Raw genomic sequence first — 17,832 nt, 5'->3', positions numbered from 1 at the left:
GCCTAATCCAGTACCGGTGGCCCCGCCTCGATGCGCCGCAGCACCGGAGCCAGGCGGTCCACATCGGGGCCGGGATCGAGTTGCCTCTCGTCCCACCAGGTGGCACCCGTGTCACGCAGCGGGCCGATCACATCCTTGGCCTCGGCGGCGTCCGCCGGAGTGGCGCCGCCGACCACGAGGTCGAAGGGGCGTTGGGCGTCGGCTTCTCGATGATCGCGCACATAGGTGATCAACTCCCGCACGTCCTCGCGGTCCGGCGGGCATCCGTGCAGGGCGTTCTTGAACAGGGGAACCGCGCCGTCCCACCGAGCGGCCCGTCGCATGGGCGGACGGTTCGGCCAGAACCCCCCGATCCACACCGGCGGCCGGGGCCGCTGCACGGTGGCGGGCCGCAGGCTCACGTCATGCGCCCGGTAGTGCCGACCGTGATGGTCGACGGGCTCGCCCGTCCAGAACCGCCCCAACAACTCCAGCCCTTCGTCCAGTCGCTCGGCGAGCACACGTCGATCGGTGGAGTCGCCGAAGCTGCCGTACTCGTCCTCGACCGGCCCGCCCAGCCCCGCGGCGAAGACGACCCTGCCGCCGCTGAGGTGGTCCAAGGTGGCCACCTGGCGGGCGAGCTGCTGCGGCCGATAACGGGCCACCGGAGTGAGCAGCGTCCCCACGCGGATCCGTGACGTCGCGAGTGCGGCCGCGGTCAGCAGCATCCAGGCGTCCCCGAAGGGCCGTCCCGCGTACTCCCGGTAGTGGACGTGGTCCCAGACGAAGAGCCCGTCCCACCCGGACTCCTCGGCCGCCGCCGCCACGGTTGCCACGTTTCGGGGGTCGGCGAAGTCGCCGAAGTTCGGGATATTGATCGAGAAGCGCATCCGGGGATTGTGGGCTACCCCCACCGGCCCGGGCAACGGATTACAGGCCGCCTGCCGGCGAGCGCCGGCCCGGGCATCAGGGCGGGCGGCGACCGGCGCATAGGGTCGGGCCATGACCGACGAGCACCCCAACGCGTGGGCCGCCGAGGCGATTCGGCGGGTAGAGGCACCTGGCCGGAAGGCGGCGCCGACACCACTGCGCCGGCTTCCGCTTCCCGCGATGCGGGATGTCGAGGTGTACCTCAAGGACGAGTCCGCGCACCCCACCGGCAGCATGAAGTACCGCCTGGTGCGGGCCATGTTCCGCGAGGCGATCGCCAACGGCGCCATCGAGGCCGGCACACCGGTGATCGCGGCCACGAGCGGAGCGGTCGCCGTGGCCGGAGCCCACTTCGCGAGCCTGCTGGGCCTGGACTTCATCGCCGTCGTACCGGCCAGGACCCCCGGGGAAGCCCTGGCCAGGATCGAAGGGGAGGGCGGGCGGTGGCAGACGGCGGAGCAGCCGCCGGCCGCGCTGCAGGAGGAGGCGAGGGCGCTGGCCGAGCGGCTCGGCGGCCACTTCCTCGACCACTTCACCGACGCGGAGCGGGCGACGGCCGTGTGGGGTGCCCCGCTGTCAGTGGCGGCCCGTACGGTGAGGTCATGTCGGAGATCACTTACGTACGGGGGGACGCCACCGCCCCGCAGGGCAAGGGCGTCAAGCTGATCGTCCACGTCTGCAACGACCTCGGCGGCTGGGGCAAGGGCTTCGTCCTGGCCCTCTCCCGCCGCTGGCCGGAGCCCGAGGCCGCCTACCGTCGCTGGCACCGCGAGCGGGCGGGCAACGACTTCGCCCTGGGCACGGCGCAGTTCGTGCAGGTGGGGCCCTATCTGTGGGTGGCCAACATGATCGGCCAGCGGGGCATGCGCACCGGCAGCAAAGGGGTGCCCGTGCGGTACGAGGCCATCGACGCGGCGCTCGGCGCGGTGGCCGTCCGGGCCGGAGAGCTCGGGGCATCGGTCCATATGCCCCGGATCGGCTGCGGGCTCGCGGGCGGCACATGGTCCAGGATCGAGCCGCTGATCGAGCGGCGTCTCATATCCGCCGGGATACCGGTGACGGTGTACGACCACGACTGACCGGGGCACCGCCGGTCCCGGACCCCGCCCCCACGGTCCTCCCGCACACGAGGGATCATGGAGGAGAAGGGGACGGGCAGCGCACGGCAGGCCCGCCGGGACCGCGGGAGCACCGGATGAGCAGCGCGAAGGACGCGAGAGACCCCGGGCCGCCTTCGTCCGGCGGCGCGAGAGATCCTGAGCCGCGTCCGTCCGGCGCCGCGAGGGACCCCGGGCCGCGTCCGTCCGGCGGCGCCGGGGACCCCGAGCCGCCCCCGCCCGGCGGTGTGCTCTGGAGCCTGTCCGGCGACATCCGCTCCCTGCTGATGCTGCCCGCTGCCCTCACCCTCCAGGTCGCCCACCCCGCCGTCGGCGCCGGGGTCGACGAGCACTCCGTCTTCCGCACGGACCCGTGGGGGCGCGGCGAACGCTCGCTGCGCTCGCTCCAGCTCTGGGTCTACGGCGGGGCGGAGGCGGCCGAGGAGGGCCGCCGACTGCGCCGGCTGCACCGCACCATCCAGGGCACCGACACCCGGGGCCGCCCCTACCACGCCCTGACGCCCGCCAACTACGCCTGGGTGCACGCCACCGGCTTCCCCGTCCACCAGCACGCGGCCCGCTATCTCATCCGGCCCATGAGCCCCGCCCAGGAGCGCGCCCTGTACGCGGAGTGGCTCCAGGTCGGCCGGATCCTCGGCATCCACGACCGGGACATGCCCCAAACCATCGAGGAGTTCTGGCCGTACTGGGAAAAGATGCTCGCCGGGGAGATCGAGGCGACCCCCGTCGTGCGTGAGCTGGTCGACGTCGACCAGCCCGTACCCCCGCCGGACCGGGGACCGTGGCCGCTCCGGCTGCTGCTGCGGGCGCTGTGGCCGGTGCTGCTGCCGCCGCTGGCCCGCTTCCGGCGGTTCGTCACCATCGGTTTCATGCCGCCCGCCGCCCGCGACGCCATCGGCCTGCCGTGGACCGACGACCAGGAGAAGCGCCTGCGCCGGATGTGCGCGGTGCTGCGGGTCGTCGTCCCCGCCCTCCCGGACCGGCTGCGCTATCTGCCCCGGGCCCGGGCGGCCCGCGCCGCCGTGCGGACACCGGTACGCGGCAGCCGGGGCCGTCGGAGCAGCTGAACCTCGCCGCTCCGACGGCCCCGGCGTCCGTGCGTACGACGGTCAGCGGTGCTCGTGGCCGCCCTCGGAACGGTCCGCGGAAGCCGCGTGATCGCCCTGGTCACCGTGGTCGTGCACCGTGTTCGTCGCCGCGATCTTCTTCCAGGACGCGGGCCGCTCGACCCGCGCCGCCGAGCGTGCCGACAGCGCCGCCTCGGCGAGACCCGCGTCGGCCGCCGCCGGGAGCGCCGGTCGCGCCGGCTTGTAGAGCCAGGTGTCGAAGAGCGTGGCGAGCGGCTTGCCCGAGACCCGCTCCGCGTACCGGACGAAGTCGCCCACGTTCGCGTTGCCGTACGCGTGCTCGGCCGGCCAGCCCTTCAGCAGCTCGAAGAAGGTGTCGTCGCCGACCTCGTTGCGCAGCGCCTGGAGTGCCAGCGCGCCCCGGTCGTACACGGCGATGTCGAACTGGTTGTCCGGGCCCGGGTCGCCCGGCTTCACGTTCCAGAACGGGTCGTCGGCGGGGTGCTGGGCGTACGTGTAGTCCGCCAGCTCCTGCGCGGTGCCCTCGCCCTCCTTCTCCGACCAGAGCCACTGGCTGTAGCGGGCGAAGCCCTCGTTGATCCAGATGTCCTTCCAGCCGTCGACCGAGACGCTGTCGCCGTACCACTGGTGGGCCAGCTCATGGACGACGACCGAGACGTTGGCGCCGTTGGCGAACTGCTTCGGGCTGTAGAAGGGCCTGGTCTGGGTCTCCAGGGCGAAGCCGCTCGTCACGTTGGGCACGTATCCGCCCAGCGCGTTGAACGGATACGGGCCGAACACCTCGGTCAGCCACTCGGCGACCTCGGTGGTCCGCTCGATGCTCGCGCGGGCCGCACCGGCGTTGGCGCCCAGGTCCTTGCTGTAGGCGTTCAGGACCGGCAGGCCGTCCGTCGTTCTGTCCGTGGTGATGTCGAACTTGCCGATGGCGAGCGTCGTCAGATAGGTCGCCTGCGGCTTGTCGGAGCGCCAGTCGAACCGGGTCCAGCCGAGCTTCGAGCTCTGCGACTGGAGCACCCCGTTGCTGATCGCCTGGGTGCCGTCCGGCACCGAGACCGATACGTCGTAGGTGGCCTTGTCCAGCGGGTGGTCGTTGCTCGGGTACCACCACACGGCCGACTCCGGCTCCTGCGCGGCGACACCGCCGTCCGGGGTCCGGGCCCAGGCGGTCCAGCCGCCGATCTTCAGCTCGGAGGGCTTCCCGGCGTACCGGACCACCACCGAGACGCTCCTGCCCTGCGGCAGGGCCTCCGCCGGTGTGACCTCCAGCTCGTGGTCGCCGCTCGTGGCGAAGCGGGCCTTCTTGCCGTTGACCCGCACCTCGGAGACGTCGAGTCCGAAGTCGAGGTTGAAGCGGGACAGTTCCTGCGTGGTGGTGGCGAGGATCGTCGCCGTGCCCTCCAGCAGGTCGGTCGCCGGCTGGTACTTCAGCCGCAGGTCGTAGTGGGAGACGTCGTAGCCGCCGTTTCCGCTGGCCGGGTAGTAGGGGTCGCCGATACCCGGGGCGCCCACGGTGCCCGGTGCGGCCGCTGCCGGGATCGCCAGCAGAAGGGTGGCCGCCAGTGCGCTGGGGACGATGAATCTGCGGTGCACAACAAGCTCCAAATAGTCGGGACGGATGATCTTCCGACCGGTCGTCACGAGGCTATGCGCGCGCCGGAGCAGGACGTGCTATTCCGGGCACTCCTGTCACACGATCGCCATTCCGTCGTCACGGTCGGCCGTACGGTCGGCAGTGATCGCCCCCTGTTGCACAGGAGTTGACCGGTGTAACGTCCGCACATCGCCGAGGGGCCCTACGGGCGTCACGGTGCCCGCCCCACATGCCCGGGAGGCAGCCGCCGATGACCCATCGCGTCGCTCGCGCACTCCGCATGCTCAGCCCGCACCCGTGGCTCGCGCCGGTCGCCGGCCCGGCCCGGCCGGAGTCCGCGCCCTCGCGCCGGGGTACGAGGGTGATGCGCAGGACCGCCGTGGCGGCGACGCTCGCCGCGCTGGCCCTCCCGTTCGCCATCGCTCCCGCCGAGGCGGCGCACCGCCCGCCGCGCACCGGGTTCGAGACGAGCGAGGGGGCCCGCTGGACCGGCGAGGCGGAGGAGCGGGCCTTCCTCGCCGCGGTGGACCGGGGGAGCGACCAGGTCTCCGTGGACCGGATCGGCACGACCGAACAGGGCCGCCCGCTCCGCCTCGTACGCGTCGGCCCGGAGCGCCCCGGCGCCACCACGGTGCTGCTGATCTGCAGTCAGCACGGCGACGAGCCCGCCGGACGCGAGGCCTGTCTGACCACGATCCGCGACCTGGCGTACGCCGAGGACCGCGCGACCCGCGCCTTCCTGGCCCGTACGACCCTGCTGGTGCTGCCCACGGCCAACCCCGACGGACGCGCCGCCGACACCCGCGGGAACGCCGACGGCATCGACGTCAACCGCGACCACATCGCCCTGGAGACCGCCGAGGCGCGGGCCGTCGCCGCCGTCGTACGCGACGAACGACCGCACGTGATCTACGACTTGCACGAGTACGGCGCGACCCCGCCGTACTACGACAAGGACCTGTTCGCCCTGTGGCCGCGCAACCTCAACGTCGACGACCGGGTCCACGACGCCTCGCGCACCCTCTCCGAGCGCTATGTCCGTCCGGCCGCGACGGCGGGCGGCTACAGCAGCGGCCACTACGGCATCTGGACCGACCCGGCCACCGGGGAGCCGATCAAGCAGGTCGCCGGCGACGGCCAGGAGCGCATCCTGCGCAACACCTCCGGCCTCAAGCACGCCGTCGGCCTGCTCATCGAATCCCGGGTCGACGCGCTGAGCGACGCGGAGAAGGACGATCCGGCGCTCAACCACCGGCGCAGGGTGCACTCCCAGCGGACCGCGCTCGGCGGCCTCTTCGACTTCACCGACGAGCAGCGCGCCCGGCTCCGCGGCGCCACCGCCCTCTCGCGGCTGACCGGCCTGGCCGACCGGGGGCCCGTGTATCTCGGCGGCGCCGACAACGACCCGGCCGAGCCCCACGAGATCCTCGCCGACCCGCCGTGCGGCTACCGGCTGGACGCGGCCCAGTACGCGGAGGTGAAGGACGAGCTGGCCCTGCACGGCGTCAGGGCCCGCCCGGAGAAGGATGGCGCGTTTGTGCCCCTGCGCCAGTCGGCTCGTAGCCTGATCCCGCTGCTACTCGATCAGCGAGCGACATATCACCTCACAAACGGTCAAGCCAGAACTGCTTGTTGATCCTTCGAGATCCGGGGCAGGTGTGGTACTGCCTACGGAGAGCGTTTTTCAGACTCGGTGAAAGGTGCCATTAGTGTCCCAGGACGACCAGACAACGGACGGGCGGGAAGGGCTGTCGGTCACGGCGGATCTTCCCCCTGATCCGGTAAGCACCAGGAGTCCGACCACCGACAGGGTGGTGTTCGGCGTCACGGCGGTGTTCACCCTCGCCTTCGTCGTCTGGGGTGCGACCGCCACCGACTCCCTGGAGAGCGTGTCGGGCAGGCTGCTCAAGGGGCTGATCCACAACGGTGGCTGGGCCTTCATACTGGCCGCGTCGGCCTTCGTCATCTTCGCCCTGTGGCTGGCCATCAGCCGCTACGGCAAGATCTGCCTCGGCCAGGAGGGTGAGGAGCCGGAGTTCCGGACCATCTCCTGGATCGCGATGATGTTCAGCGCCGGCATGGGCATCGGGCTGATGTTCTGGGGCGTGAGCGAACCCCTCGCCCACTTCCGGAACCCACCGCCGGGCACCGACCCCGCCGACGCGGCCGAGGCCATGCAGACGGCCATGGCCACCACGCTCTTCCACTGGACGCTGCACCCGTGGGCCATCTACGCGGTGGTCGGGCTCGCCATCGCCTACAGCGCCTACCGGATGCGCAGGCGGCAGACGATCAGCGCCGTCTTCGAGCCGCTGATCGGCAAGCGCCACGCGTACGGCGGCGTCGGCCGCGTCATCGACATCCTGGCCATCTTCGCCACCCTGTTCGGCTCGGCGGCCTCGCTGGGCCTCGGCGCGCTCCAGATCGGCAGCGGCATCCAGGAGCTGGACTGGCTGCAGAAGGCCGGCACCGGACTTCTCGTCGCGATCATCGCCGTGCTGACCGTCGCCTTCGTCGCCTCCGCGGTCTCCGGGGTCGAGAAGGGCATCCAGTGGCTGTCCAACATCAACATGGTGCTGGCCCTGCTGCTCGTCCTGTTCGTCTTCATCGCCGGTCCCACGATCTTCGTGCTCGACCTGGTGCCCACGTCCCTCGGCGCGTACATCACCGACCTGGGGCAGCTCGCGGGACGCACCGAGGCGACCGGCGGCGGTGACGTGGCCGACTGGCTCGGCGGCTGGACGGTCTTCTACTGGGCCTGGTGGATCTCCTGGACGCCCTTCGTCGGCATGTTCATCGCCAGGATCAGCCGCGGCCGGACGATCCGTCAGTTCGTCGGCGGCGTCATCCTGGTGCCCAGCACGGTCAGCCTGATCTGGTTCGCCGTCTTCGGCGGCTCGGCCATGAAGCTGGACGAGGCCGGGAAGCTCACCGGCGCCGACACCCCGGAGGCGCAGCTGTTCGGCGTCCTCCAGGAGTTCCCGATCGCCACGCTCACGAGCATCCTCGTGATGGTCCTGGTCGGCATCTTCTTCGTATCCGGCGCGGACGCCGCCTCGATCGTCATGGGCACCCTCTCGCAGAAGGGCGTCCTCGAACCGAGCAAGTGGGTCGTCATCTTCTGGGGTGTCGTGACCGGAGCCGTGGCCGCGATCATGCTGCTCATCGGCGACGGCAAGGACAACGCGCTCCAAGGGCTGCAGAACCTCACCATCCTGGTGGCCGCCCCCTTCGCGGTCGTGATGATCGGCATGTGCGTGGCCCTGATGCGGGACCTGCGCAAGGACCCGCAGATCGTCCGGCAGGAATTCGGCGTGGAGGCGGTCGAGTCCGCGGTGATCGAGGGACACGCCAAGTACGACGGCGACTTCGAGATCCGCATCGGCCCCGGGACCGCGACGATCACGGACGAGCGTCACAAGCCCGACGCCACCGGATCGGGTTCCACGGCCACGGAGAAGCGCCCCTCCGACTGACCGCGGCACCGCACAACCGCAGAACCGCAGAACCGCAGAACCGTACGTCCACCCGGAGCCCGCGACCGTCGACCGGTCGCGGGCTCCGGTGCCGTCGGCCGCTGTGCGCCGTCGGCCGGTTCGGCTCAGCCCACCAGCGCCGCCGCCGCCCGAGCACACCCCCAGGCCACGGTCACACCCGCGCCGCCGTGCCCGTAGTTGTGCACCAGCAGGCCGCCGCCCGGCAGCGCCTCCGCCTCGATCCGCACCCCGGCCTCCCGCGCCGGCCGCAGCCCCACCCGGTGCCCGAGCACCCGGGCTCCGGCGATCTCCGGCCGGATCCGGGCGCACCGCGCCACGATCTCCCGAGCCGTCCCCGGGTCGGGCTCGGTGCGCGGGTCGTCCGCCTCGGCCGTACCGCCCAGCACCAGCCGGCCCGGCTGCGGGAAGAAGTACGTCGTCGCGGCCGACGCCGGATCCGCCTCCGTGTACCACTCCTCGATCCCCGGGTTCTCCACCGCGACCAGCTGCCCCCGCACCGGCCGCACCCCGGCGTCGGGCACCAGCTCGCGCGCCCCGAGGCCCGTGCAGTTCACCACCACCGGGCTCCGCTCCGCCGCCTCGCCGAACCCCGCCACCGCCCGCCGCTCCACCGCGCCGCCCGCCGCCACCAGCCGTCGCTCCAGCCACGCCAGATGGACGGGCATGTCCAGCAGCGGCAGCGTCACCCGCAGCCCCTCGGGCACCTCCACCGCGTCCTTCAGCTCCGCCGCCCAGCCGCCCAGCGCCGCGAACCGCTCCCCGGCGTGCAGCCCCGCCACCCGCCGTACGCCGGTCTCCTCCGGTGCGCCCGACAGCTCCTCGTACACCGCGAGCGTCTCCAGCGACCAGTCGCCCACCCGCTCCGCCGGCTCGATCCGGTACGGCCACCACAGGGCCCCCGCCACCGCCGACGTCGTCGCCCCGGCCGGATCGCGCGACCAGACCCGCACCCGCAGCCCGCGCTCCGCCAGGGTCACGGCGGTGGTGAGCCCGATGACCCCGCCGCCCACCACGATCACATCCGTCATCACGGTCACTCCTGTCCCCTCGGTACGCGTCCGTCGCTGCCCGGACGCTAACCGAAACCGGAAACCCGAGGCCAGGGGCAGCGGGGCGAGGGGCATGGAGCGACGGAGACTAGGATCGGGACCCTGATGACTGCCACTCTTGTCGCCAAGGACCTCGCCGCCGGACACGGCGACCGCACGCTCTTCGCCGGGCTCGACCTCGTCGTCGCCCCCGGTGACGTGATCGGTCTCGTCGGAGTCAACGGCGCCGGCAAATCCTCCCTGCTCCGGCTGCTCGCCGGGCTCGACCGCCCGGAGGAGGGCGAGCTGCGGCTCTCCCCGCCCACCGCCACCGTCGGCCACCTCCCGCAGGAGCCCGAGCGGCGCGACGGTGAGACCGTGGCCGCGTTCCTCGCCCGCCGCACCGGCGTCGCCGACGCCCAGCGCACCATGGACGAGGCCACCGAGGTCCTCGTCGCGGGCGCCCCCGGCGCGGACGACGCGTACTCCGAGTCCCTGGAGCGCTGGCTCGCCCTCGGCGGCGCGGACCTGGAGGAGCGGGCCGAGCAGGTCGCCGCCGAGCTGGGCCTGACCGTGGGCCTCGACCGGCCCATGACCGCGCTCTCCGGCGGACAGGCGGCTCGTGCCGGACTCGCCTCGCTGCTCCTGTCCCGCTACGACGTCTTCCTGCTCGACGAGCCCACCAACGACCTCGACCTGGATGGCCTGGAGCGCCTGGAGCGCTTCGTGTCCGGCCTGCGCGCGGGCACCGTCGTCATCAGCCACGACCGCGAGTTCCTGATGCGCACGGTCACCAAGGTGCTGGAGCTGGACCTCGCCCAGCAGCAGATCAACCTGTACGGCGGTGGCTACGCGGCCTACCTGGAGGAGCGGGAGACCGCCCGCCGGCACGCCCGCGAGGGCTTCGAGGAGTACGCCGACAAGAAGGCGTCCCTCGAGGCGCGTGGCCATATGCAGCGCTCCTGGATGGACAAGGGCGTCAAGAACGCCCGCCGCAAGGCCACCGACGGCGACAAGCTCGGCCGTAACGCCCGCAGCGAGGCCAGCGAGAAGCAGGCCGCGAAGGCCCGGCAGACCCAGCGCATGATCGAGCGTCTCGATGTCGTCGAGGAGCCGCGCAAGGAGTGGGAGCTGCGGATGGAGATCGCCTCCGCCCCGCGCTCCGGGGCCGTCGTCGCGACCCTGCGCGAGGCCCGGGTGGTGCGCGGCGACTTCTCCTTCGGCCCCGCCTCGCTCCAGATCGACTGGGCGGACCGGGTCGCCATCACCGGAGCCAACGGCGCGGGCAAGTCCACTTTGCTGGCAGCCCTGTTGGAGCGGCTGCCGCTGGACTCCGGCAACGCCACGCTCGGTTCGGGCGTCGTCGTCGGCGAAGTGGACCAGGCCCGCAAGCTGTTCCTCGGCGCGCAGTCGCTGCTCGACGCGTTCTGCGCGGCGGTTCCGGACACCGAGCCGGCCGAAGTCCGCACCCTGCTCGCCAAGTTCGGCCTCCGCGCCGACCATGTGATGCGGCCCGCGACCAGCCTGTCCCCGGGCGAACGCACCCGTGCGGCCCTCGCCCTGCTCCAGGGCCGGGGCGTCAATCTCCTGGTGCTCGACGAGCCGACGAACCACCTCGACCTGCCCGCCATCGAGCAGCTGGAAGCGGCCCTGGAGACGTACACGGGCACTCTGCTGCTGGTCACGCACGACCGGCGGATGCTGGAGGCGGTCCGGACGACTCGCCGCATCGAAGTGGCCGACGGCCAGGTCAAGGAAGTCTGAGCGGAACCGCGGCGGTGGGGGCGGGCCGCACACGGCGATCCGCCCCCACCGCGATCCACCTCAGCGCCCCCGGCCGCCGCCCTGCTTCGGGTCGGTCAGCCCGGCCCGCCGCAGCGCGTCCGCCATCGCGCTGTTCGCCGGAGCCGGAGCCCCCTGGCCCTGCCGGGATCCACCGCCGCCGCCACCGCCGCGCCGGTCCCGGCCGCCGCCGCCCTGCCGGCCCTGACCGCCACCGGACGGCTGGCCCTGGCCCTGGCGCTGCTTCGGAGGACGGCCGCCCCGCTCGCCGCGGCCCTGCTGCCCGCCGCCGGAACCGCCGCCCGCGCCGGGCTCGTCGTCAAGACGCAGCGTCAGCGAGATCCGCTTGCGCGGCACGTCGACGTCCATGACCTTGACCTTCACGATGTCCCCGGGCTTCACGACGTCCCGCGGGTCCTTCACGAACGTCTTCGACAGCGCCGAGACATGCACCAGACCGTCCTGGTGAACGCCGATGTCGACGAACGCGCCGAAGGCGGCCACGTTCGTCACGACGCCCTCCAGCACCATGCCGGGCTCCAGGTCGCCGAGCTTCTCGACACCCTCCTTGAAGGTCGCCGTGCGGAAAGCGGGGCGTGGGTCGCGGCCCGGCTTCTCCAGCTCCTTGAGGATGTCCGTCACCGTCGGCAGCCCGAACATGTCGTCCACGAAGTCCGCGGCGCGCAGCGACCGCAGGGCCTCCGCGTTGCCGATCAGCGAGGCCACCTCGCCGCCCGCCGTCTTCCCCATCCGTCGCACAACGGGGTACGCCTCGGGGTGCACGCTGGAGCCGTCCAGCGGGTCGTCGCCGCCCCGGATCCTCAGGAAGCCCGCGCACTGCTCGTACGCCTTCGGGCCGAGCCGCGCCACGTCCTTCAGCGCCTTGCGGGAGCGGAAGGGGCCGTTGGTGTCCCGGTGCGTCACGATGTTCTCGGCGAGCCCCGAGCTGATCCCCGAGACCCGTGAAAGCAGCGGCGCGGACGCGGTGTTGACGTCCACACCGACGCCGTTCACACAGTCCTCGACGACCGCGTCCAGCGAACGGGACAGCTTCACCTCGGACAGGTCGTGCTGGTACTGGCCGACACCGATCGACTTCGGGTCGATCTTCACCAGCTCGGCCAGCGGGTCCTGGAGCCGCCGCGCGATGGAGACCGCGCCGCGCAACGACACGTCCATGTCGGGCAGTTCCTGCGAGGCGAACGCGGAGGCGGAGTACACCGAGGCGCCCGCCTCCGAGACCATCACCTTGGTGAGCTTCAACTCCGGGTGCTTGTCGATCAGTTCACCGGCGAGCTTGTCCGTCTCGCGGGACGCCGTGCCGTTGCCGATCGCGACCAGGTCGACCGCGTGCTCCTTCGCGAGATGCGCGAGCTTCGCCAGCGCCTGGTCCCACTTGTTGGCGGGCACGTGCGGGTGGATCACATCGGTGGCCACCACCTTGCCGGTGGCGTCGACGACCGCGACCTTCACCCCCGTACGGAAACCGGGGTCCAGGCCCAGGGTGGCGCGCGTGCCGGCCGGGGCGGCGAGCAGCAGATCGCGCAGGTTCGACGCGAAGACCCGTACCGCCTCGTCCTCCGCCGCCGTGCGCAGCCGCAGCCGCAGATCGATGCCCAGGTGCACCTGGATCCGGGTCCGCCATGCCCAACGCACGGTGTCGCCGAGCCACTTGTCGCCCGGGCGGCCCCGGTCGGCGATCTCGAAGCGACGGGCGATCATGTTCTCGTACGTGGAAGGGCCCGGCTTCTCGGCGGCCTCCGGCTCCTCCGGTTCCAGGACCAGGTCGAGGACGTTCTCCTTCTCGCCGCGCAGCATCGCGAGCACCCGGTGCGAGGGCAGCGCGGTGAACGGCTCGGCGAAGTCGAAGTAGTCGGCGAACTTCGCGCCCGCCTCCTCCTGGCCCTCGCGCACCTTCGCCGCCAGCCGGCCGCGCGTCCACATGCGCTCGCGCAGCTCGCCGGTCAGGTCGGCGTCCTCGGAGAACCGCTCGGTGAGGATCGACCGGGCGCCGTCCAGCGCGGCGGCCGCGTCCGCGACGCCCTTGTCGCCGTCCACGAACGCGGCGGCCGCCGCGAGCGGATCGACCGACGGGTCGCCGAGCAGCCCGTCCGCCAGCGGTTCGAGCCCGGCCTCCCGGGCGATCTGCGCCTTCGTCCGCCGCTTCGGCTTGAACGGCAGGTAGATGTCCTCCAGGCGCGCCTTGGTCTCGGCGGCCCGGATGCTCGCCTCCAGCGCCGCGTCGAGCTTGCCCTGTTCGCGTACGGATTCCAGGATCGACGTACGCCGCTCCTCCAGCTCCCGCAGATAGCGCAGCCGTTCCTCCAGCGTGCGCAGCTGCGCATCGTCGAGGGATTCGGTCGCCTCCTTGCGGTAGCGCGCGATGAACGGCACGGTCGATCCGCCGTCGAGCAGCTCGACGGCGGCCCTGACCTGTCGCTCACGTACGCCGAGCTCCTCGGCGATCCTGCCTTCGATGGACGTCGTCACGGTTTTCCCGACTCGCCTTCTCGTACTGGCTGTGCTGGCCGTGCTCGGGTCGCGATGAGCACGTTCTTGCTTGCCGGGGGGCATCCCCCCTGGCCTGCATTGTGCCGCGTGGCCGGGGGCCGTGTCGCGTGACCTCGGGCAACACGCCCGGAGCCCCCGCCGGCGTGGGCGAGGGCTCCGTAAGGTCCGGCGTCAGCCCTGGCCGGTCGCCGAGGCCGGGAACGCCCCCGCGGAGGCGGCCGTGAACAGGAAGCCGCGTCCCAGTTCGGTGAGCCGCTCCACGCCCTCCGCGCCCAGGTGTTCGTACGGGGCGGTGTCCATGCGGTCCGTCGCCTCCTCGACCTCCGCGCGCAGCGCCGTGCCGCCCTCGGTCAGCGCCAGCTTCTCGCCGTCGGCCAGCAGCCCGCGCTTCCGCAGCCGGTCGGAGGCCGCCTCCCAGTCGGTGCGGCGCCAGCCGCGGGAGGACAGGATCCAGCGGATCGCCATCCCCTTGCCGGTCGCCGTGTGGCTGACGAGCGACTCCAGCGGGTCCAGACCGGCGGCGAGCAGGGCGGCGAGATGCGCGTCGCCCCGGTGCTCGCGCAGCAGGGTCGCCGCGTGCCAGAACGCCAGGTGCGGCTCCTCGGGCACCGGCAGATCCGCGTGCGCGGCGTACAGCGGGCGGGCGTGCGGGGTGCAGGCCTCGGTGGCGCGCAGCGCGAGCCGGGCCGCCTCCGCCATCGCGTCGGAGGCGATGATCTCCTCGCCGAGGAGCCGTCGCAGCGTGGCGTCCGCCGCCCGCAGCCGGGCCCCGAGGACCACGTCGGGAGAAGCGGTCTCCCAGACGGCGGGCACATGACGGGCCACCAGCACGGGGTTGAAGTTGTAGAAGGTGGCGCTGACGGTCCCCGCACCCACCGCGCCGAGCGCGGCGGCCCGGGTCGCGAAGTAGGCGGCACTGGGGTCCTCGATGCCGATCTTCGCCATCTCCGTACCCAGGTCGGGGGAGAAGAAGAGACACGAGTGCAGCGGGTTGACGGCGTTGTGGCAGCGGCGCTCCGCGCGGGCCGGGAGAGAACTCATACCGGCACGTTACCGACTGGTCGGTACGACGCGGAACCCCGGGGGAGCGGGGCGATCCTCACAGCCGGGGTGATGGCAGGAAAGGTGGGGTACTCGTCATTGCGGCCATCTCCGCCCGTCGCCCAGGATGGCGGACGTGAAGCAGCGAACCGTGCTCGTCGTCCTCTTCGACGGCGTCCAGAGCCTCGACGTGAGCGGCCCGATGGAGGTCTTCGCGGGCGCCTCCCGGTCGCCCGGGGTCTCCTACGACCTGCGGACCGCCTCGCTCGACGGCGGCCCTGTCCGGTCCACCTGCGGCCTGACCCTGGTGCCCGACGGCAGCCTGGCCGACGCACCCGTACCGCACACCCTGCTGGTGCCCGGCGGACACGGCACCCGCGACGCGCACCCCGAGCTGACCGACTGGCTGCGGGAGCACGCGCCACGGGCGGAGCGGCTCGTCTCCGTGTGCACCGGGGCGCTGCTGCTGGCCGGGGCGGGCCTGCTGGACGGGCACCGGGTCACCACCCACTGGAACTACTGCGAGCGGCTGGCCCGCGACCATCCGGCCGTCCGGGTCGATCCGGAGCCGATCTTCGTACGGGACGGGAGGCTGGCCACCTCGGCGGGCGTCACCGCGGGGATCGATCTGGCTCTCGCGCTCGTGGAGGAGGACCACGGGCGGGACCTCGCGCTGAACATCGCCCGGCACCTCGTGGTGTTCCTGCGCCGCCCCGGCAACCAGGCCCAGTTCAGCGCCCAGCTCAGCGCCCAGACCGCACAGCGCGAACCGCTGCGCGAGATCCAGCACTGGATCGCCCAGCACCCCGACGCCGACCTCGGGGTCGACGCCCTCGCGGCTCGCGCCCGGCTCTCGCCCCGGCACTTCGCCCGGGCGTTCCGCGCGGAGACCGGCACGACCCCGGGCCGGTACGTCGAGCGTGTCCGTCTGGAACACGCCCGCCGACTCCTGGAGGACACCGCCGACGGCGTCGAGCGGATCGCCCGCGCCAGCGGCTACGGCACCCCGGAGGCCATGCGCCGCGCCTTCGTGAAGACCCTCGCGACGGCGCCGGCCGAATACCGCCGCCGCTTCCGCACCCCCGCGGCCGGCTCCTGACCGACCGACGGCACCACCACCGACCGAACCGAGAGGCAGCTCCCGTGCAGATCGCCATCCTGCTCTTCGACCGTTTCACCGCCCTGGACGCGGTGGGCCCCTACGAGATCCTCAGCCGCGCTCCGGGCGCGGAGACCGTCTTCGTCGCCGAACGGACCGGACCCGTCCGCAACGACAGCGGAAGCCTCGCACTCGTCGCGGAGAAGACGCTCGCCGAGGTGCCGTCGCCCGATCTGGTCATCGTGCCGGGCGGCCCCGGCCAGAGCGACCAGATGGCGAACGAGGCCCTGCTCGGCTGGCTGCGCGCGGTCGACGCCACCAGCACCTGGACCACCTCGGTCTGCACCGGGTCGCTGCTCCTCGCGGCGGCCGGACTCCTGAAGGGCCGACGGGCCACCTCGCACTGGCTGGCGCTGGAGGTGCTCAAGGAGTTCGGCGTCGAGCCCACCGGGGAACGCGTCGTCCTCGACGGCAAGTACGTCACCGCCGCCGGAGTCTCCTCCGGCATCGACATGGGGCTGACCCTGCTCGGCCGGATCGCGGGCGACGACGCGGCGCGCACGGTTCAGCTGCTCACGGAGTACGACCCGCAGCCGCCGTACGACTGCGGCTCGCCGGAGAAGGCCCCGGCGGCCCTGGTCGAGGAGTGGCGGGCCAAGAGCCGTCACGTCACGCGGTAGGACCCGTGGCGCACCGCGTCACCCGGTGGGCCCGGTGGTGTAGGTGAACCGGGGCGCGCGCCGCTCCAGGAAGGCGGCGACGCCCTCCGCCGTGTCATCGCTGCCCCGCGCCTCACCGGCCCAGTGCGCGTCCCGGTCCGTCCGGCCCGCGGCGAACTCCTTCGCCGCGGCCTGGGTCAGCTGGGACCGGGACGCCAGGACCCGTACGTACTCCTCGACCCGCTTGTCCAGGCCGCCCGGGGGCAGCACCTCGTCGGCCAGGCCGGTGCGCAGCGCCCGTTCCGCGTCGATCAGCTCGCCGGAGAACAGCAGATGCTTGACCGTGCCCGGACCGACGAGGGCGACCAGCCGCCGGGTCGAGGAGGCGGGATAGACGATGCCGAGCTTGGCCGGGGTGACCCCGAAGGAGGCCCCCTCCTCCGCGAACCGCAGATCGCAGGCGGCGGCCAGCTGACTGCCGCCGCCCACGCAGTAGCCGCGCACCGCTGCCAGCGTCGGACGGGGGAACGCGGCGAGCGCCTCCTCGGCCGCCACCGCCAGGCCCTGGGCGGTGTCCGCGCCCTCCCGCAGCGTGGAGATGTCGGCCCCGGCGCAGAAGGTGTCCCCGGCCCCGGTCAGCACCAGGACCCGGACCGCCGGGTCGGCCGCCAGCCGCTCCAGCAGCTCCGGCAGGCTCCGCCACATCGCGGCGGTCATCGCGTTGCGCTTGGCGGGGTTCGCGATCACGACGGTGGCGACGCCGCGCTCGACGGACGGGATCAGGCGGGGTTCCGTACGGTCCATGGGCCGGATGCTATCCGGGGGGTTCGAACCTATGATCAAGAAGGGGTCGCGAACCGGGCACGCACCGTGAGGAGCTGTCGATGAACGAACCCACCGCCGAGGGCCGCAGGCTCAGCCGCAGTTTCGGCTGGCTCGCGCTGCTCGGCACGCTGCTGGTGATCGCGGGCGTCATCGGCCTCGTCTACACCGGCGTCGCCACCCTCACCTCGATGCTGCTCTTCGGCTGGCTGCTGCTCGTCGGCGGGCTGGTCGGGCTGCTGCACGCGATCGAGTCGCGCGGCACGAACTACTTCTGGCTGGGCGTCGTGGTCGCGGCCCTCAACCTCGCCGCGGGCGTCGTCGTCATCAAGCACCCCGAGGGCACGGCCGAGGCGCTGACCATGTTCGCCGCCCTGCTCTTCCTGACCGGCGGGGTCTTCCGGCTGGTCGGCAGCGTCGTGGTGCGCGGCCCGCAGATGGGGTGGACGCTGCTCCAGGGAGCCTTCGGCCTGCTGCTGGGGCTGCTGGTGCTGTTCGACTGGCCGCACAGCAGTCTGTATGTTCTGGGCTGCTTCTTCTCGCTGGCCCTGCTGTTCGACGGGCTCGGGCTGATCGCCATCGGCGTCGGCGGCCGGCGCATCGTCAGCATGGTCTCGGAGCGGCTCGATGAAACTGCCCCGGCCCCGGACGAGCCGATCACGTCACCAGAAGAAGAGCAGAAGTAGT

15 protein-coding genes are annotated in these 17,832 nt (G+C 72.5%); 9 read left to right on the top strand and 6 right to left on the bottom strand.

Going from position 1 to position 17,832, the window contains the following annotated elements:
* Positions 1–2: 2 nt before the first annotated feature.
* A complete protein-coding gene (locus ACIQPT_RS33390) occupies positions 3–869 on the bottom strand; it encodes an LLM class flavin-dependent oxidoreductase (RefSeq protein WP_401161493.1) in 867 nt (288 codons plus the stop codon).
* A gap of 112 nt (positions 870–981) precedes the next feature.
* On the opposite strand from ACIQPT_RS33390, the gene ACIQPT_RS33385 reads away from it, so the two are divergent.
* The 3 genes from ACIQPT_RS33385 to ACIQPT_RS33375 all read left to right on the top strand — a co-directional run bounded on the left by ACIQPT_RS33385 (position 982) and on the right by ACIQPT_RS33375 (position 3,094).
* A complete protein-coding gene (locus ACIQPT_RS33385; protein WP_401161491.1) occupies positions 982–1,575 on the top strand; it encodes a pyridoxal-phosphate dependent enzyme in 594 nt (197 codons plus the stop codon).
* Positions 1,512–1,988 (top strand): macro domain-containing protein, encoded by a 477-nt coding sequence (locus ACIQPT_RS33380; RefSeq protein ID WP_401161489.1) that lies wholly within the window; start codon positions 1,512–1,514, stop codon positions 1,986–1,988. The genes ACIQPT_RS33385 and ACIQPT_RS33380 overlap by 64 nt, the downstream gene beginning before the upstream one ends.
* A 116-nt stretch (positions 1,989–2,104) precedes the next feature.
* Positions 2,105–3,094, top strand: a complete 990-nt coding sequence (locus ACIQPT_RS33375; RefSeq protein WP_401161487.1) for an oxygenase MpaB family protein — start codon at positions 2,105–2,107, stop codon at positions 3,092–3,094.
* A gap of 42 nt (positions 3,095–3,136) precedes the next feature.
* Here the strand turns inward: ACIQPT_RS33375 and ACIQPT_RS33370 are convergent, their stop codons facing one another.
* A complete protein-coding gene (locus ACIQPT_RS33370; protein WP_401161486.1) occupies positions 3,137–4,705 on the bottom strand; it encodes a M1 family metallopeptidase in 1,569 nt (522 codons plus the stop codon).
* A gap of 251 nt (positions 4,706–4,956) precedes the next feature.
* On the opposite strand from ACIQPT_RS33370, the gene ACIQPT_RS33365 reads away from it, so the two are divergent.
* Complete coding sequence (locus tag ACIQPT_RS33365; RefSeq protein ID WP_401161484.1) at positions 4,957–6,342, top strand: M14 family metallocarboxypeptidase; 1,386 nt, start codon at positions 4,957–4,959, stop codon at positions 6,340–6,342.
* 73 nt (positions 6,343–6,415) lie between these two features.
* Positions 6,416–8,182 carry a BCCT family transporter gene (locus ACIQPT_RS33360; RefSeq protein WP_401161482.1) on the top strand — a complete coding sequence of 589 codons (1,767 nt, stop codon included), beginning with the start codon at positions 6,416–6,418 and terminating at the stop codon, positions 8,180–8,182.
* Positions 8,183–8,307: 125 nt separating this feature from the next.
* Here ACIQPT_RS33360 and ACIQPT_RS33355 read toward each other — a convergent pair whose 3' ends face one another.
* Positions 8,308–9,231 (bottom strand): FAD-dependent oxidoreductase, encoded by a 924-nt coding sequence (locus ACIQPT_RS33355; RefSeq protein ID WP_401161481.1) that lies wholly within the window; start codon positions 9,229–9,231, stop codon positions 8,308–8,310.
* Positions 9,232–9,357: 126 nt separating this feature from the next.
* Here ACIQPT_RS33355 and ACIQPT_RS33350 point away from each other — a divergent pair, with 126 nt between their 5' ends.
* Positions 9,358–10,995: an ABC-F family ATP-binding cassette domain-containing protein gene (locus tag ACIQPT_RS33350; RefSeq protein ID WP_401161479.1), complete on the top strand. Its 1,638-nt coding sequence runs from the start codon at positions 9,358–9,360 to the stop codon at positions 10,993–10,995.
* Between the two features lie 60 nt (positions 10,996–11,055).
* Here ACIQPT_RS33350 and ACIQPT_RS33345 read toward each other — a convergent pair whose 3' ends face one another.
* Complete coding sequence (locus ACIQPT_RS33345; RefSeq protein ID WP_401161478.1) at positions 11,056–13,503, bottom strand: Tex family protein; 2,448 nt, start codon at positions 13,501–13,503, stop codon at positions 11,056–11,058.
* Between the two features lie 192 nt (positions 13,504–13,695).
* Positions 13,696–14,565, bottom strand: a complete 870-nt coding sequence (locus ACIQPT_RS33340) for a hypothetical protein (RefSeq protein WP_401161476.1) — start codon at positions 14,563–14,565, stop codon at positions 13,696–13,698.
* A gap of 127 nt (positions 14,566–14,692) precedes the next feature.
* Here ACIQPT_RS33340 and ACIQPT_RS33335 point away from each other — a divergent pair, with 127 nt between their 5' ends.
* Both ACIQPT_RS33335 and ACIQPT_RS33330 read left to right on the top strand, forming a co-directional pair.
* On the top strand, positions 14,693–15,664 hold the full coding sequence (locus tag ACIQPT_RS33335; protein ID WP_401161474.1) for a GlxA family transcriptional regulator: 972 nt from the start codon (positions 14,693–14,695) through the stop codon (positions 15,662–15,664).
* 44 nt (positions 15,665–15,708) lie between these two features.
* Positions 15,709–16,344, top strand: a complete 636-nt coding sequence (locus ACIQPT_RS33330) for a DJ-1/PfpI family protein (protein ID WP_401161472.1) — start codon at positions 15,709–15,711, stop codon at positions 16,342–16,344.
* A gap of 18 nt (positions 16,345–16,362) precedes the next feature.
* On the opposite strand, the gene ACIQPT_RS33325 is transcribed toward ACIQPT_RS33330, so the two are convergent.
* A complete protein-coding gene (locus ACIQPT_RS33325) occupies positions 16,363–17,127 on the bottom strand; it encodes an enoyl-CoA hydratase/isomerase family protein (protein ID WP_401161470.1) in 765 nt (254 codons plus the stop codon).
* Between the two features lie 80 nt (positions 17,128–17,207).
* Between ACIQPT_RS33325 and ACIQPT_RS33320 the strand changes: the two genes are divergently transcribed.
* On the top strand, positions 17,208–17,831 hold the full coding sequence (locus ACIQPT_RS33320) for an HdeD family acid-resistance protein (protein ID WP_401161469.1): 624 nt from the start codon (positions 17,208–17,210) through the stop codon (positions 17,829–17,831).
* Position 17,832 lies beyond the last annotated feature (1 nt).

Source organism: Streptomyces sp. NPDC091289 (genome assembly GCF_044757365.1).
In the GTDB taxonomy this organism is placed as follows: Bacteria; Actinomycetota; Actinomycetes; order Streptomycetales; family Streptomycetaceae; genus Streptomyces.
This window is presented reverse-complemented; position numbering and strand designations above follow the sequence as displayed.